The 17,660-nt window shown below is 35.9% G+C and carries 13 protein-coding genes; 6 read left to right on the top strand and 7 right to left on the bottom strand.

The window, feature by feature from the left end; genetic code table 11:
• The 4 genes from FW754_RS13875 to FW754_RS13860 all read right to left on the bottom strand — a co-directional run bounded on the left by FW754_RS13875 (position 1) and on the right by FW754_RS13860 (position 3,620).
• Entirely contained in the window at positions 1–696 is a 696-nt protein-coding gene (locus FW754_RS13875) for an LrgB family protein (RefSeq protein WP_446324960.1), read from the bottom strand.
• Complete coding sequence (locus FW754_RS13870) at positions 689–1,078, bottom strand: CidA/LrgA family protein (RefSeq protein WP_446324959.1); 390 nt, start codon at positions 1,076–1,078, stop codon at positions 689–691. Before FW754_RS13870 ends, FW754_RS13875 begins: the two co-directional genes overlap by 8 nt.
• Before the next feature lies 1 nt (position 1,079).
• On the bottom strand, positions 1,080–2,732 hold the full coding sequence (locus FW754_RS13865) for a nitrite/sulfite reductase (protein ID WP_446324958.1): 1,653 nt from the start codon (positions 2,730–2,732) through the stop codon (positions 1,080–1,082).
• 66 nt (positions 2,733–2,798) lie between these two features.
• The gene (locus FW754_RS13860) at positions 2,799–3,620 is read right to left on the bottom strand and encodes a hypothetical protein (RefSeq protein WP_446324957.1); all 822 of its coding nucleotides are present in this window, start codon (positions 3,618–3,620) and stop codon (positions 2,799–2,801) included.
• 389 nt (positions 3,621–4,009) lie between these two features.
• Between FW754_RS13860 and FW754_RS13855 the strand changes: the two genes are divergently transcribed.
• From FW754_RS13855 to adeS, 6 genes are all read left to right on the top strand, one after another.
• Positions 4,010–5,470 (top strand): cytochrome ubiquinol oxidase subunit I, encoded by a 1,461-nt coding sequence (locus FW754_RS13855; protein ID WP_446324956.1) that lies wholly within the window; start codon positions 4,010–4,012, stop codon positions 5,468–5,470.
• Positions 5,463–6,467 carry a cytochrome d ubiquinol oxidase subunit II gene (gene cydB, locus FW754_RS13850; RefSeq protein WP_446324955.1) on the top strand — a complete coding sequence of 335 codons (1,005 nt, stop codon included), beginning with the start codon at positions 5,463–5,465 and terminating at the stop codon, positions 6,465–6,467. Before FW754_RS13855 ends, cydB begins: the two co-directional genes overlap by 8 nt.
• Positions 6,468–6,485: 18 nt before the next feature.
• A complete protein-coding gene (locus FW754_RS13845; protein WP_446324954.1) occupies positions 6,486–6,611 on the top strand; it encodes a DUF2474 domain-containing protein in 126 nt (41 codons plus the stop codon).
• A 135-nt stretch (positions 6,612–6,746) separates the two neighbouring features.
• Entirely contained in the window at positions 6,747–8,174 is a 1,428-nt protein-coding gene (locus FW754_RS13840) for an aminotransferase-like domain-containing protein (protein WP_446324953.1), read from the top strand.
• Positions 8,175–8,655: 481 nt separating this feature from the next.
• On the top strand, positions 8,656–9,381 hold the full coding sequence (gene adeR / locus FW754_RS13835; protein WP_409510035.1) for an efflux system response regulator transcription factor AdeR: 726 nt from the start codon (positions 8,656–8,658) through the stop codon (positions 9,379–9,381).
• Complete coding sequence (adeS, locus tag FW754_RS13830) at positions 9,371–10,477, top strand: two-component sensor histidine kinase AdeS (protein ID WP_446324952.1); 1,107 nt, start codon at positions 9,371–9,373, stop codon at positions 10,475–10,477. The genes adeR and adeS overlap by 11 nt, the downstream gene beginning before the upstream one ends.
• A gap of 145 nt (positions 10,478–10,622) precedes the next feature.
• Here the strand turns inward: adeS and FW754_RS13825 are convergent, their stop codons facing one another.
• The 3 genes from FW754_RS13825 to FW754_RS13815 form a co-directional block, all read right to left on the bottom strand.
• Positions 10,623–13,727, bottom strand: coding sequence for a multidrug efflux RND transporter permease subunit (locus tag FW754_RS13825; protein ID WP_446324981.1), 3,105 nt, complete (start codon positions 13,725–13,727; stop codon positions 10,623–10,625).
• Complete coding sequence (locus tag FW754_RS13820; RefSeq protein WP_409510032.1) at positions 13,724–14,890, bottom strand: efflux RND transporter periplasmic adaptor subunit; 1,167 nt, start codon at positions 14,888–14,890, stop codon at positions 13,724–13,726. The genes FW754_RS13825 and FW754_RS13820 overlap by 4 nt, the downstream gene beginning before the upstream one ends.
• 721 nt (positions 14,891–15,611) lie before the next feature.
• Positions 15,612–16,904: a dicarboxylate/amino acid:cation symporter gene (locus FW754_RS13815; protein WP_446324951.1), complete on the bottom strand. Its 1,293-nt coding sequence runs from the start codon at positions 16,902–16,904 to the stop codon at positions 15,612–15,614.
• Positions 16,905–17,660: the final 756 nt, after the last annotated feature.

The raw sequence follows: 17,660 nt of genomic DNA, 5'->3' as shown, positions 1-17,660 counted from the left end.
TTAAACCAGATACTTCATTAGTATGATCACGGTAGGTGCAAATAGAACCATCATAATTCCTGAAATAATCATCGAGAGGCTGGCAATCACTCCCTCCAATTCATGTCGTTGTCTCGCTCGAGCAATACCCATGGCATGTGCGGCATTGCCCAGTGCTGCACCAGAAGCAATATGATTTTTAAACCGCATCCATGACAGCAAAACATCTCCTAACAACATACCGACCAAACCAGTAATTACAGTAAAAAGCGGAATCAAACTGATTGAGCCACCAATTTTTTCAGTAAGCACCAAAGCAAAAGGAATTGAAATAGAACGCGCCAACAAACTATTTTTAACAATGTCATCAAAGTTAAATAGGCTCGCAAAAAACCAGCTGCTGAAAATACCCACCAACATGGCGAGACTAGAACTAATGATCAGCACTTTAAAACGTTGCCGAATCATATTACGATAACGAAATACTGGAATAGCAAACGCCACCGTAATTGGACCAAGCATAGCCACTAAATATTGAGTATAACGGTAATAATCTTGAAATTGCTGCTGTAAAATAAATATCAATACAATGCTTAGAATAGGGACAATAATAATCGGAGATAAATAGATTTTTTGCGTTCGAACAAAGAGTTGCTTTACCATAAAATAGCACAGCACTGTCCAAATCAAGTAAAAAACACCCCAAAACTCAGTCATACTGATCTTCCTGTTTTAAGAGCAATCGTATGGTGGATACAGAAGCCATCATCACCAAAGCCGTACTGATCAAAATCACCAGCAATATTTTCCAGCCACTGGCAATCAATAAGTCCTGATATTGAATTACGCCAACAACGGGCGGAATAAAAAATAGCAATAGTTCAGCCAGTAACAGATCAGCACCTTGTTCAATATGAGTTAACTTCAACCAGTTCATTTCAAGCAAAAATAAAAGCAGAAAAAAGCCGAGTACGCCTGAGGCCAAAGGTAGGTTAAATAGCTTTTGTAATATATAAGCACAACCCCAAACTGCCAAAATGATCACAATTTGATGGCTATAAATTTTCATCCTACTTAACAGATTACGAACATCGAACATGTCAATTTATGTCCGCATAAGCCCGCTCTTTAAAGGGCTGAATAGAGACACGTTTGTATGTTTCTAAAAAGGATTCATGCTCCAAACGCATATCCAGATAAGTATTTAAAATTTCTTCCAAGACATCAGGAATATCTTCTGCGGGAAATGACGGTCCTAAAATATTGCCGATGGATGCATCATGATCTGAGTTGCCACCTAAAGTAATTTGATAATATTCAGCACCTTTTTTATCTACACCTAAGATACCAATATTACCAACATGGTGATGTCCACACGCATTCATACATCCCGATATATTCAGATCAACTTTACCCAAGTTATATAACGTATCTAAATCATCAAAACGGCGCGCAATCGCTTCATACACAGGAATGGATTTAGCATTTGCCAATGAACAAAAGTCACCACCTGGACAGCAAATCATATCGGTCAGAAATCCAATATGCGCGCGTGCTAAATTGCCACGATCTAACACTTGCCATAGTTCAAATAAATCTTTTTGTCGTACATCGGTTAAGGCAATATTTTGTTCATGTGTAGTACGTAGCTCACCAAAGGTATATTGTTCAGCCAAATCTGCAATTAAACACATTTCATCAGAAGTCATATCACCTGGTGCTACACCTGCACGTTTCAAGCTAATCGTAACGATACGATAGCCCTCCACCTTATGTGCATGGGTATTGATATTGAACCAGTGTTTAAACTTTGGATACTTCTGAAATAAAGCCTCAAAATTTTGTTGGTCTAAGTGTTCATACGTAAACGGTTGAAATACTGCATCCATTTGATCTAAAACACTAGGTTGAACCTTGAGCAAAGTTTGAGTATGTATAAACTCAGCTTCAACTTTTTCAGCAAAGCCCGCTGGGGTTAAAGCTTTCACTAAAATTTTAATGCGAGCTTTGTATTTATTGTCACGGCGGCCATGCAAGTTATACACCCGCATGATGGCATCTAAATAGGCAATTAAATCTTCGCGTCCTAAAAAGTGCTTAATTACATGTCCAGCCAAAGGTGTACGCCCAAGCCCACCACCAACTTTAATTTGATAGCCCAACTCACCGACATCATTTTTAACCAGATAAACTCCAACATCATGAAAAGTCGTGGCGGCACGGTCTTGTTCAGGGTGTGCGCAGACCGCAATCTTAAATTTACGTGGTAGGAATGAAAACTCAGGATGGAAAGTACTCCACTGACGAATCAGCTCACAAGTCGGTCGTGGGTCTGTTAGCTCACCTTCAACAACACCTGCATACTGATCTGTAGTGGTATTTCGAATACAGTTGCCACTGGTTTGAATAGAATGCATATGAACCGTGGCCAGTTCTTGCAAAATATCAGGTACATCTTCAAGCTGTGGCCAATTTAGTTGGATATTTTGACGGGTTGAAATGTGTGCATAACCACGATCATACTTCTGTGCAATCTCGGCTAACTTACGTAATTGTGCAGAGTTCATTAAGCCATAAGGCACCGCCAAACGTAGCATTGGTGCATAACGCTGAATATATAAACCATTTTGTAAACGTAGTGGCCGGTATTCTTCTTCTGTCAGTTTTCCTTCTAAATAACGTTGGGTTTGGTCGCGAAACTGTGCGACACGCTCATTTAATAAATTTTGATCAAAGTCTGTATATAAGAACATGGGGATGACCTAATATATGTATAAATATGAAAAAAGTCTGCTTTGAATAAGGTATCAAAACGCAAGCTAAGCTAGAAAAGTTGCCTGCTTTCGAGACACACCATGTTGTAGACAGGTCTGCATATACTCGGCATAGACCGATAATTTTTCATAAATATGCTCTGCATAGAACATATCTTCGACCAACTGCGTTGCCTGCTTTTGGTTATAACCGCCATAACTCAACAATATCTGAGCATTCAATGTGGCGAATTTCTCGCATAAATCGATATATTGCTGATCTTTGTTTTTAAAAAATAATTTCCGCATATTCCATTCAGTACTATCAATAATGATATCTTGCGGATTAGTATGAATAATATGAATTTTGACCTTAAAAAACTGTTCCAACTCTTTAAGTTTTTGCTTATTAAGCGGCAATGCTGTCACTAAAAAAATCTGTGAAACATCAGTTCGACACAATGCTTTAATCAAGGAAAAATAGAAAAAATCTTCATCACTTAAACGGGTATCAGGTAAGTCTAAATAGATATTTAGTGCCTCAAGTACATCATCTATTTTGAGATTTTGTTTTGACTCAACTTGATAGTAACGATTGAGAATATTGAGTACGGTCGATGTCGCTGGGCTGTTATAAATTACAGGACGATTCAAGTTAGCCAAGATAAAAGGGGCAAATAAATATGCGACATCCGCTTGTTTGGCTTGGATAGTAGATTGCACAATATATTGAACTTTAGCTTTGGAAATCTCTCGCAATACTTTAGCACGTAGCAATGTTGCCTCTAAATTTACATATTGCAATTGTAATTGATCCTTCAATTCCTCAGTCAAACTTCGTGTCTCTATGAGTTCTAAGATTACATTCAATTTATCTGTCACAAACATTGCATCACCATTTCACTTTGAACCTATTTTTCATGAGAGTTTTGCATTATTGTTCAATGTTACCCATCTTGATTAACCCGAATATGATGCATTAAAAAATAGCCACTCATGAGACTAAAATAAATTTTGTCGTGTTGTCACTCAAATGTATAGCTACAAAAGCACTGGGAAAAAATATAACAGTGATAAAAATTACACTTCAAACTGTTATATTTTTTTAAGTAATTTTCTGTACCTACCCATTATTTAAATTGTCATGCAAGATAAAGTAATTTCTTTTGATCGGTGGTTTAAATGAAACGATCTCTTACCTTTCATCCTGTTTTAAAAAGCCTTTACTCTATCAATCCTAGGAAACTGTCTGATCTATTCACAGTATGGAGAGTAATATGAGCCTCGGACTCACAGCTTTAGAATTAGCCCGCATACAATTCGCTTTTACTGTTTCTTTTCATATTATTTTCCCTGCAACATCTATTGGTTTAGCATGCTTCCTTGCTATGTTGGAGTGGAAGTGGCTACGCACTCAAAACCCAGTTTATAAAGCCTTATTTAAGTATTGGATTAAGATTTTTGCAGTGGCATTTGCTATGGGGGTTGTTTCTGGCATTGTCATGGCCTATCAGTTCGGTACGAACTGGAGTGAATTCTCACGCATAGCAGGCAGTATCACTGGACCTCTCCTCACTTATGAAGTTATGAGTGCCTTCTTTTTAGAGGCGGGGTTCCTCGGAATTATGTTATTTGGTTGGGGACGAGTCAGCCCTAAAGCACATTTTTTTGCCACATTGATGGTCGCTATCGGCACCTGTATTTCCATGTTTTGGATTTTATCCTCCAACAGTTGGATGCAAACCCCGCAAGGATTTGCCATTGAAAATGGCATAATTATACCAACTGACTGGTGGGCCATTGTCTTTAATCCTTCATTCCCCTACCGATTTGCCCATATGGCAGTGGCGGCATTCCTCGTTTCATCGCTTTTGGTAGTTGGTACAGCTGCCTGGCATTTATTCAAAGGTCGCCGTGATGAGTTGGTTAAAAAATCATTCTCCATGGGTTTATGGATGGTTTTGGTCACGTCATGTTTACAAGTCGTAATTGGTGACAACCACGGTTTAAATACCCTGAAACACCAACCTGCAAAATTGGCAGCAATTGAAGGACATTGGGAAACTAACCGTGATCATGCAATGCCACTGTTGCTGTTTGCAATTCCAGATATGGAAAGTGAACGTAATACAACTGAACTCGGAATTCCTTATTTAGGTAGTCTCATCCTCACGCATTCATTAGATGGTCAAGTCACAGGCTTAAAAGATTTTTCACCTGAAGATCGCCCAAATGTACCCATTGTCTTTTGGAGCTTTCGTGTAATGGTCAGCCTAGGAATGCTGATGGTACTACTCTCTTTGACTGCATTATGGTTACGTAAGAAAGGTTCATTATATGAAAGCTCATTGTTCCATAAATTTGCAATTATTATGGGTCCTACAGGTTATATCGCCTTGTTAGCAGGCTGGGTGACGACTGAGGTTGGTCGTCAACCATGGGTAGTTTATGGTGTTCTTCGTACTAAGGATGGTCTATCTCACTCTGTCACAGCCGATCAGGTGGGTCTCAGTTTAATTATTTTTGTATTGGTTTATACCGTAGTGTTTGGTAGTGGTATTTATTACATGCTCAAACTGATTAAAGCAGGTCCTGCTCTCTTAGACAGTTTACAGCCTGAAAAAACAGCCGGTCCCGGTCATTTTAAAACCCCATTACGTCCATTGAGTGCAGTTGAGGAGTCTCTAGATTCGATAGAACGCTCTGCTCAAGAAAACAAGGAGAAACCGCATGATTGATCTCGTTATGGTCTGGGTCGGTATTATCGGACTCGGTGTTCTTATTTATGTCGTTATGGATGGTTTCGATTTGGGCATTGGCATTCTGTTTCCTTTTATTAGCGGAACGCAAGAACGTGATGTAATGATGAATACCGTAGCTCCTGTTTGGGATGGCAATGAAACATGGATGGTTCTGGGTGGTGCTGGGTTATTCGCTGCGTTTCCTCTAGTGTATTCAACCGTTTTATCAGCGCTGTATTTACCAATTATATTTATGGTGGTGGCCTTGATTTTCCGCGGTGTGGCTTTTGAATTCCGTTTCAAAGCCACGCGTACTAAATACCTCTGGGATCTCGCATTTATCTGGGGGTCAATTTTATCTAGCTTTTTCCAAGGCGTGATTTTAGGGGCTTATATCCAAGGTATTCAGACCACCAATGGAATTTACAGTGGTGGCGGATGGGACTGGTTCACCCCATTTACATGTTTTACAGGTCTAGGTGTAGTGGTCATGTACGCTACCCTAGGTTGTGGCTGGCTCATTTGGAAAACTGAAAAAGAGATACAGCAACGCATGTTTCACCTGATGCCTAGACTGATTATTGCTTTACTCTTTATCTTTGGTGTGGTGAGCTTATATACCCCATTCACCCATCCTGAGATTTCACAGCGTTGGTTTTCTTTACCCAATATTTTCTATTTCAGCCCAGTGCCAATTTTAGTCTTATTGTTTGTTGGGTTGATTCTATCGGCATGCAAAAAACAGCATGATTTAAAACCCTTTATCTATACTTTAGCTTTAGTATTTTTGGCTTTTACTGGGTTCATCATCAGCTTATGGCCGAATATTATTCCACCATCTGTGACCATTTGGCAGGCCGCTGCACCTGAATCAAGTCTAAAATTTACGTTAGTCGGTGCAGTCATTTTAATCCCGATTATTATTGCCTATACTTTCTTGTCTTATTGGGTATTTCGTGACAAAGTTCGTATTGGCGATGAAAGTTATCATTAATTTTAGGAGGCACTTTTAATGAATAAATTGATGACTAAAATGAGTTCTAGCCAATGGTTCATTGTCCTATGGCTAGTTGGATTTCTAGGCTTAGCTCTCATTGCAGGACTGTTCAGATTTTTATTATATTTCGCTTATCCGTGATTATTTTAATAACATCAAATTATTTCTAAATTGGACTTAATTGACTTGTTACAGTAGTCAACTACGATAAAAGAATATGGATAGAAAGTGATTTATCCATATTCTTTCTACATTATTATAATGATCTGAATTTTTATGTATAAATCTGAAAAACTTGCGAATAGCCTGAAACTACTGATTGAAAATGGCATTTGGAAAACCAATGAAAAATTGCCTTCTTTACGTCATCAAGCAGAACTATCTGGTTTTAGCTTGATTACAGTGATGAATGCGTATCAAGAACTAGAAGCACAAGGACTCATCTATTCAAAAGAAAAGTCAGGTTATTTTGTCATCGCACAAGAAGTATCAAATAATGAACATAACCAAAATGTCATGCTAAATCCTAAAATTGAAATTAATTCAACCGTATTTAAATATTTAAAATCTATTCAACCCGACAATATTATACCTTTTGGAACAGCTTTTCCTGATAGCCAATTACTCTACTCATCAAAACTTATTCAGACCTTTAGTCAACTCGCTAGACATAGATTCAACTATGAACAAAATCCTAGCTTACCCCCTGGCAATTTTGCCTTACGTAAATTGATCGCTCAACGTTATTGTATTCAAGGAATTGAAACTGTTCCATCAGACATTGTAATTACATCTGGTGGTCTAGATGCATTGAACTTGTCGTTACAAGCAATGACTCGGGTAGGTGATTATATTTTATTACAACAAACAATTTTTTATGGTGCATGGCAGGCAGCAGAGCGATTGGGTTTAAAAGTAATTACGATTCCAGAACATCCTGAGCATGGAATTGATCTAGAAGCCTTTGAACAAGCGATTCAAAAATATCCTATTAAGGTTTGCTTACTGATGCTAAATTGCCATAATCCAATTGGTTTTACAGTAAGTGATGACATTAAATTTCAATTAGCCAAGTTATTACATCAATATAAAGTTCATTTAATTGAAGATGATGTATATGAGGATCTATATTATGATCATAAAAAACCACTATCTATGAAATATTATGATCAGCAAAACCTGGTTCTTCATTGTTCTTCATTTTCAAAAACATTAGGCGCTAGCTTTCGTGTGGGGTGGGTTCATGCAGGAAAGTTTTCCGAATCTATTCAACATATTCAATTAATGAGTACATTATCAGTCAATTCATTTATTCAAAATGCATTGATTGAATATTTGTCACATCGCCATTATGAAAAGCACTTAAAAGCCTTACGCTTATCATTGAAACGTAATAAAAAACAGTTTTATAATTATCTTACAGAACATTTATCGCCTGTATGTAAAATTGAATATCATCCGTCAGGTTACTTTTTGTGGATTGAATTACCTGAATATATTGATAGTATTTATATTTACAAAATGTTATTAGATCAAAATATCAGTATTGCACCGAGTGTCTTATTTAATGCAAACTTTGTAAAGCAAAATAATTTTTTACGTATTAATTGTTCTTTTGACTTCAATAATCGTATTGAATCTATTTTGTCACAGATAGTTTATTGTATTAAATCTACTATAAAAGACCACTCTATACAGTCTTGATTTATGTTTCTAACGTATAAATTAATTCAAAAAAAATAGCATCTATGCTGTTGTATTTTCAACACAAAAATATAACAGCTAAATAAATTGGTTTAGGTTATGTATGTCATTTGCGAAAATTTCTTATAAAAAAGCAAATAATAGAATTTTTTATAATTTTAATTTTTCTATTTTATCAAGACTTGCTTAAAGTCATTTTTCAGTTTTAGCCAATACTTTTTTTTCTTCATGATGTGATAAATACTAATAAAGATTTGCGTCTGTGTCGATATCACTGCTCCCCTATTCATTCGAATACCAAAATTTATTACCTTGAATGTTTGACTACTTATTTTTTTAGGTTCTTTAACATCTTTTTTACTAGTTCAGCAGAAACCCTTATGGAAGCATAGTTCTTATCAGTGATAACCTTATTACTCACTATCTCATTAGTTTTGTTAAATGCTAAACTATATTAAAAGCTTTAATTTAGAATGAATTTATGTATCAGAACTTACAACATAGCTTTGAAAATAGCGTAATTCTCGTTGTTGAAGATGATTATGATATTGGTGACATCCTTGAAAAATATATAAAAAATGAGAACATGAAAGTCATTCGTGCAATGGATGGGCAACAAGCATTAGAATGTATTAAAACACATCATATTGATCTTATTCTTCTTGATATCAAGCTGCCTAAGTTGAATGGTTGGGATATTTTACAAATTATTCGTCAAAACAATAATTTACCAGTCATTATACTTACAGCATTAGATGATCAAGTGAATAAAATAATGGGGCTTAAGATGGGAGCAGATGATTTTATTATAAAACCATTTAATCCGAATGAAGTGATTGCCAGAATTCAAGCCGTTTTAAGACGAAGTGTTTTTCAAAAGTCTCCAGAAAATATTATTGTTTACAAAAGCATAGAAATAAACCTTGAAAATCATCAGGTGTATATTTTACAAAATACGTATAAACAATTACTTAGCTTAACTTTAACTGAGTTTAATATTTTAGTTCTAATGGCTAAAACACCCAATAAAGTTTTTACCCGCAACGAGTTAATTCAGAATTGTCTGCCTGAGCGAGATGCACTTGACCGCACAGTTGATAGCCATATAAGCAAATTAAGAAAAAAACTTGAGGAAATCCAAGTGCTAGGATTATTGATAAATGTTCGTGGCGTTGGTTATCGGTTAGATCAAAGCAATGAAATTTAAAATTATAAAAAATTCAATTGGTATTAATTCCCAATTTATTCTCATGATGAGCCTTCTAAATTTAGGCGTTACATTTTTATCTTTTGCATTGGGATACTTCGTATATAGTTGGGCAATTAAGATTGGCTTTATAGATTCCCAAAGTCTTAATTCCAATGAATTTTATATTACATCTGTAGACTTTATTTGGTTATTTTTAGTTTTATTAACTGGTTTTTTTCTATCAACCCTTTTAGCTTATCGATATGGTAAACGCTATACACAACCTATTAGTGAGTTAGCCAATGTTATCCAACAAATTCAGCAAGGCAATTTATCATTAAGAATTGAAGAACCACATCATCATATTCCTCATGAACTCAGGTCACTGATTCAAAATCTTAACGCGATGGCGAATCAACTAGAAGTTTCGGTAAAAAACTCAACAATCTGGAATGCAGCTATCGCACATGAACTCAGGACACCTGTGACTATTTTACAAGGCAGATTACAAGGTATTGTTGATGGCGTATTTACAGCCGATCACAAACTACATCAAAGTTTATTAAATCAAGTCGAAGGATTATCTTATTTAGTTGAAGACCTGCGCACACTGACTTTAATTGAAAATAAGCAATTTCGCTTAGAGCTACAAAGGACGAATTTGAAAGCCAGTATTTATAAATGCTTGCAAATGTTTCATGAGCGCTTTCAATTCAAAGGTTTAAATGAAGTGGTTAATTTGACTGATGAAAACGTGTTATGTGATGTAAGACGTATGGAGCAAGTTTTAATTGCATTTTTCTCAAATGTCTTAAGATATGCCAATCCAGGGCAGCTGATGATTACGACTTATAAAACACAAGAAAATTGGATTTTGATGTTAGAGGATGAAGGTCCAGGAATTGATGAGTCTCATCTTGAGCACTTATTCAAACCGTTCTACCGCTTGGAAGATTCCCGATCTCGTTTAGATGGTGGTACTGGCTTAGGACTAGCCGTCATTGATGCGATCATTGAGGCTCATCAAGGTCGCCTAAATTACTCTAAATCAAAGACATTAGGTGGAAGCTGTTTTACAATACAATTAAAAACTTATTCACCCTTGAATCAGTAAAAATTGATTCCAGTGAAAAAATATATCAGTCACAATCAGATGATCTAGTACATCTTAAACTGAGTAGAAACAAAGAAAATATGAAGTAAGTTGAAGACTAAATGGTGAGCTAAAAATTGCGCTTTCAGCTCACCAATTTAGCGTATCAATTTGATATTTTTTGTTTAGAGAATTTTTCTACAGTTCCCATTACAACGATAAAAAAGATAGGGACAAAAACAATAGCGAGCAAAGTTGCACTGATCATTCCCCCAAAGACGCCTGTACCAATTGCCTTTTGGGTTTCAGAGCTTGCACCAGATGCAATAACCAATGGGATAACACCACAAGTAAATGCGAGCGAAGTCATTAAAATTGGACGTAAACGCAATTTTGCAGCGGCAACAGTTGCTTCAACTAAGCCCATACCTTCTTCTCTGAGTGCTTTCGCAAATTCAACAATTAAAATGGCATTTTTAGCTGATAATCCGATAATCGTAATCATGCCGACCTTAAAGAAAATATCATTTGGCATACCTCGAATCATGATCGCGATAAAGGCACCAATTAATCCTAATGGTACAACTAACATCACTGACAGCGGAATTGACCAACTTTCATAAAGTGCAGCTAAGACCAAAAATACAACGAGCATTGATAAAAGTAGTAAAAATGTCGTTTGTGATTCTGACTGCTTCTCTTCTAAAGAAATACCCGTCCATTCATAACCGACACCTTTAGGGAGTTGTTTGATTAATGATTCCATTTCTGCCATAGCTTGACCAGAAGATATACCAGGCGCAGGACTGCCTGTGATACTTAATGATGGGCGTCCATTATAGCGATTGTACTGTTGTGGAGAATGTTGCCATATAGGTACAATAATCTCAGACATTGATACCAATTTACCACTTTGACTATTGACCTTGATTTGTAAAATATCATCAATATTCATACGTGATTTGGCATCAAGTTGCACGATTACTTGCTGCATACGATCTTGATTTGGAAAATCATTGATATACATTGAACCCATTGAGGTTGAAATAATATCTGTGACATCACTAAAATTAACACCAAGTGCTTGTAGCTTGTCACGATCAATTTTAAGTTGCACTGAACTTCCATCAGGTAAACCTTCAGGATAAACATCTACAACCTTTTTACTTTGAGCAGCAAGTCCAAGTAATTGTTCTTCTGCTTTGCGCAATGCTGGCATACCGATATTGCCACGATCTTGTAATCGTAATGTAAAACCAGAAGAGTTACCTAACTCATCAATGGCTGGAGGCAATACAGACATTGCTTGTCCTTCAGAACTTTCAGCCATCGCCTTATTTGCATTACTTACGACTTGTTGTGCAGTAATCGTACGGTCTTCAAATGGTAAAAGATTAGTAAAGTACATTGCTGTATTTTGTCCAGACCCACTGAACCCGAACCCCAAAACTGCCATATTGTCCTTAATGCCTGTTTCTTGATCCAAGTGTGTTTGAAACTCAGAGACAATTTTTCGAGTACGTTCTTGTGTTGCATCAGCAGGAAGTTGAATGGATGTCATAAACCAACCCTGATCTTCTTCTGGCATAAATGCAGTAGGAACTTGTTTAAAGCTAAGAATAAGAACAATAATAATGCCAAGGAAACATAACATGGCAGCAACTTTATGTTTGATAACCATAAATAAATTATGTTCATATTTATTATTTAACTTTTCAAAACTACGATCAAACCATCCAAAGATCCCTTTTTTCTCATGATCTTTATCAATTGGTTTTAACATCGTTGCACATAAAGCAGGTGTTAAGGTTAAAGCGAGAAAAGCTGAAAATAGAATAGAAACTGACATAGTAATGGTAAATTGGCGATAGATAATACCAACTGCACCCGATGCCAATGCCATCGGCAAAAATACTGCTGCTAAAACCAAGGTAATTCCAATAATTGGATTGGTGATTTCCTTCATGGCTTTAGATGTTGCTTCAACAGGTGATAATCCTTCCGATGCCATGATCCTTTCAACATTTTCAATCACAACAATCGCATCATCGACAATAATTCCGATCGCCAACACCATACCAAACATGGTCAGTACATTAATTGAAAAGCCTGCAAGTAGCATTACGGAGAATGTTCCTAATAGTGCTATAGGCGCAACAATGGCAGGAATTAAGGTATATCTAACATTATGAAGAAATATAAACATCACAATGAAAACTAAAACCATTGCTTCTAGCAATGTCACAATGACTTTTTGAATTGAAATTTTAACAAATGGAGCGGTATCATAAGGAATTGAAAATTTCATTCCTTCAGGCAAAGAAGCACTTAATTGATCTATTTTTGCTTTTACACCTTCAGCCGTTTTTACAGCATTTGCACCTGGACTCATTTGTATTGCGATAGCTGTAGAAGGATTTCCATTTTCTAAAATTGCAAAATTATACGACTGCCCACCCACTTCGATACGGGCTACATCAGACAGGCGTACGTTGGCACCATTTTGATTGGAACGTAAGCTAATATTTTTAAACTGTTCAACAGTTTCTAGTTGTCCTTGTGCAGTCAAAGGAATCGTAATTTGTTGTCCAGTTAAAGCGGGAACATCACCTATACGACCTGGTGATATGGGCAAATTTTGATTTTGAATGGCTGTATTGACATCTTTAATGCTTAAGCCATAAGAAACTAAACGATCTGGATCTACCCAAATACGCATTGCTTTTTCAGCACCAAAATTTTGTACCTTCCCAACACCTTCAACACGTTTAAGTTCTTCAATGACATAGCGGGTCATATAGTCGCTGAGATCAATTTCTGAATATTTATTGTCAGGTGAGTTTAAGCCAACCATCATCAAAAAGCCTGATGAGGCTGCATCTACCATGAGTCCTTGTTGTCGTACAGGCTGAGGTAATCTTGATTCTATCGCTTTGATTTTGTTCTGAACATCGACTTGAGCAAGCTCGACATCAGTACCTGGTTTAAAAGCTGCTGTAATCGTTGCACTACCTGAGCTATCTGAACTTGAACTGTAATAAAGTAAATTTTTTACACCTGACATTTCTCGTTCAATGAGCGTTACCACACTATCATTGAGTGTTTTTGGTGTAGCACCTGGATACATAGCTGTAATACTAATTTGAGGGGGAGCCACGCTTGGAAAGCGAGCAATTGGTAGTTTAGGAATACTGAGTACACCTAATAAAATAATAAATAAGGCAATCACCCATGCAAAAATAGGACGACGAATAAAAAATTGAGCCATTATTTCTGCCCCCCATTTTCATTATTCGTTACAGGTGCTTGCCATTGTTTTACTTTTAGTTGCTGATTGGGTTGAATACGGTCAACACCCTCGACAATAATTTTTTCACCAGCTTGAATACCTTGAGTTACAACGTAGCTGTTTTGATAACGCTGACCCAGTTGCACAGTTTTACTTTGTGCCTGCCCCTTTTGGTCGATAACAGTTACATTCGCCTTACCACTAATATCATGTTGTATAGCCTGCTCTGGTACTAAAATCGCATTATCAACTTTTGCTCGGCTCATGTTGACACGGACATACATACCAGGAAGTAATTTTTGATTGTCATTATTCGCTAAAATACGAATCGTTACATCACCCGTATCAGGATCTACCTTGGTATCTGAAAATAAAATTTCACCTGTTACACTGTACGGTTGACCTTGGCTATTTAAGATTTCTACATGATGGCTTGCATCAGACAAGTTTCCTTGCTGCAAGGCTTCCTGTAATTTTTCATAATCCGTAATGGATTGTTTTACATCAATATATACCTTATTAATTTGCTGTATTAACGCCATCGCATTCGTATCACCTTGACTTACTAAAGCACCTTCGGTCACTAAAAGCTCACCGATAATTCCAGAGATTGGTGCTGTAACTGTTGCATACTTTAAATTCAGTTGTTGTCTAGAAAGTATGGCTTCCATTTGTGCAACATCAGCTTTCGCTTTACGGTATTCTGCTTCAGTATTGTTAAATTCTTGCTTACTAATTGCATTAACTATGACTAATTCGGCATAGCGCTTCAACAAAACCTGTAAACGTGCAGCTTCAGATTCTGCTCGATTCAAACTTGCTTGATTACTTTTTACATCCGCTTGGAATATTTCAGAATTCAGCTTAAAAAGTGATTGACCCGCTTGAATATATGAGCCTTGTTTAAACAGAACTTTATCAACAATTCCGCCGACTTGAGGTCGAATTTCAGCCATACGATATGCGACTACTCGCCCTGGAAGGTTTTCAATTAAACTAATTGATTGCGCTTGTACAGTCAGGGCACTTACTGTTACCTCAGGTATTTCAGCAGTATTTTGGTCTGAATTTTCTGATTTTGCACAACCCATCAAAAGCACAGTCGTGATAACAACAGTACTCACTAAACGATGACTTTGCTTCATGGTTTTTACTAGATAGTATTAGATCGTACTATTTTGAAAAAACTTTGTTTACGGATGGCTAATATTGTGTGGAGATTGTGTGGAGAAAGCAGGAAAATTGCATAATTATCATTTTGGAGACCATGGAAATTACTTCTAAAATTAAAGGGTTTAAAATAGATTTTTCCTTAAAGTAGAGCTAAGACTCATTCTGTTTAAAATAAATGAATCTCAAATACGCAAATCATTTTATACTTTTTAGGTTGTTCTTGGATTTTTACAGCTAAGTTCATGAACTTATAAAACATAAGATATCTAAGACTGTAGCCTACATAACGTTGTTGTAGCTACAAATCAGTACCGTGAAGCTTAGAAATTATATTCACGTTGCTGAACCCTAATGAACATAATATTCGTTCTGCAAAATCCTACGCTATCTAATTCGATCTATGTGGTGATCTAGTTTTATAAATAATAATTTGATTTGTTTTGGGGGGGGTCTAAAAATCCCATTCACCACGAGCAAACTTATGTTATTGATTATTTTTAACCTGACTATTATTAATCAACCATCATTTCACACATTGCATCATTTTCTTATTCTACACTCAGCAACCAGATCATATTTTTTGTATTCGATTTCAAATAGTTGATATTCCATTATTTATTAAATGGCACATTTTTTGTCAATAAAAAAACCACATAAAGTGGTATTTTTTATCTAACTTGAAGCGTTTAATGCTTAAAGAGAATTCGTTTGCTCACTTGGAGTAAGTGGTTGAACTAAAACGATCTCACCTTCCTCTACTTTATGTCCTTCAGTTTTAGCAATGACCGCGGTTGCCACACTATTACCAATAATATTCGTTGCAGTACGTCCCATGTCTAAGAAGTGGTCTACTGCAAGAATCAGCAAAATACCCGCTTCTGGAAGTTTAAACATTGTTAATGTTGCAGCAATCACTACCAACGATGCGCGAGAAACACCTGCAATTCCCTTACTAGTGATCATCAGTGTAAGTAATATTAATATTTGTTGTGAGATACTTAAATCAATGTTATAGGCTTGAGCAATGAATAACACTGCAAATGACATATAAATCATTGAACCATCAAGATTAAATGAGTAGCCTAGTGGAAGTACAAAGCTAGTAATACGCTTTGGTACACCAAATTTTTCCAATGCTACAATTAGTTTTGGGTAAGCGGATTCACTACTTGCTGTTGCAAAACCTAATACTACAGGTTCACGAACAGTCTTAAGCAAACGAAATACATCTTTTTTCAAAAAGATATAGCCAACAGTAATAATCACAGCCCAAAGAATGAAAAGACTGGCATAAAAAGAGCCTATAAAAACACTATAGTCTATAATTATTTGTGGTCCTTTTAAGGTAATTGCAGAAGCAATTGCCGAGAAAACAGCAATAGGAGAAAACATCATAACGTAATCGGTAATACGGAACATAACACGACACAATTCATCAATAATTTTCGCAATTACCGTACTCTCATCTTGCTGATGATGAACATAAGCTAAGGCTGAGCCAAAGAAAATAGAGAATATAAGAATCTGTAAGATTTCATTGTTCGCCATCGCCTCGGCGAAACTTTTTGGAAAGATATGTGTAATAAAAGCTTGTATATTTAAACTTGTTGCACTGATACCCACATCAACAGGTGCTGTAGGAATTGGGAGATTCATTCCTGCACCAGGTTGTAATAGGTTTGCCATGCTCATACCTAAAAGTAAAGAAATGAGAGATGCACCAATAAACCAACTCATGGCCTTAAGTGTAATAGAGCCTAATGATGATGACTTACCCATTGAAATCAGTCCTGAAACAATTGTTGCAAAGACCAATGGTGCAATAATCATTTTAATTAATCTTAAGAATACATCTGTAAGAATTTTAAAATATGATGCAATATTTTCAGCTTGAGTCGTACTCAAATGACTATGAAAAAGCCAACCAATTAGTATTCCAGAAACCATAGCAACTAAAATAAATTTTAATAGTTTTTTCTGATCCATAAAAACTTCCTTTTAATACCCTAAAATCGATAAAAACATCTCATTTTTTATAAAATGTTTTTATGTTGTTCCATCCAAGTCAAATATCCATTTAACTTAGGGCTGTTGGCAAAATTTATAGAAAGTAGATCAGAATTAAAAATGCAAAAATGGATATTTCCATGCAAAATTTGCATGGAAATATCCACAATAATATATAAAATGCCAATGACATTATTCATTTAATAAATTTAAAGATTGTTAATATTTTTTAAAAAGCCGCATCTGGTTACTGACAATTAAACATTTCCGATCATAATATTTCTTTACAACTTCTTAGACTTCTTTTCGCTTATGAATGGAGGCATTATTTAGAATTAACAAACAGTTCCGAGATGAAATATCTTTCAATAAATACTCAAGCCAACTTGTAAATAGCTTATGGTCACATGTTCGATTAAACACAGTAAAAGTGATACGCTGAACTTGATCGGACTGCACTGAGATAGTCCATCCCATTTTATGTAGTCTTGATATTAGAACACTATATGAAACTTCATACGCGAAGTGACTCTTAAATAACGGAATGAGATCTTTTGCTTGTTGAAAATGGCATATTATTAACAAAGGTTTTAATCAATGGCTAGACTCAGAATAACTGAAGCGCTGCCCATATTTTCAAATTTTGGTTGATCGAGTTTTCTTATTTATTTTTAATCAAAATCCAATGTTGTACGAGCAATATGGAAAGTCATATATACTTTTGATTTGTGTCCA

This window comes from Acinetobacter sp. 1207_04, assembly GCF_052850415.1.
Note: the sequence above shows the minus strand (reverse complement) of the source record. Positions and strands in the feature narration are given on the sequence as shown.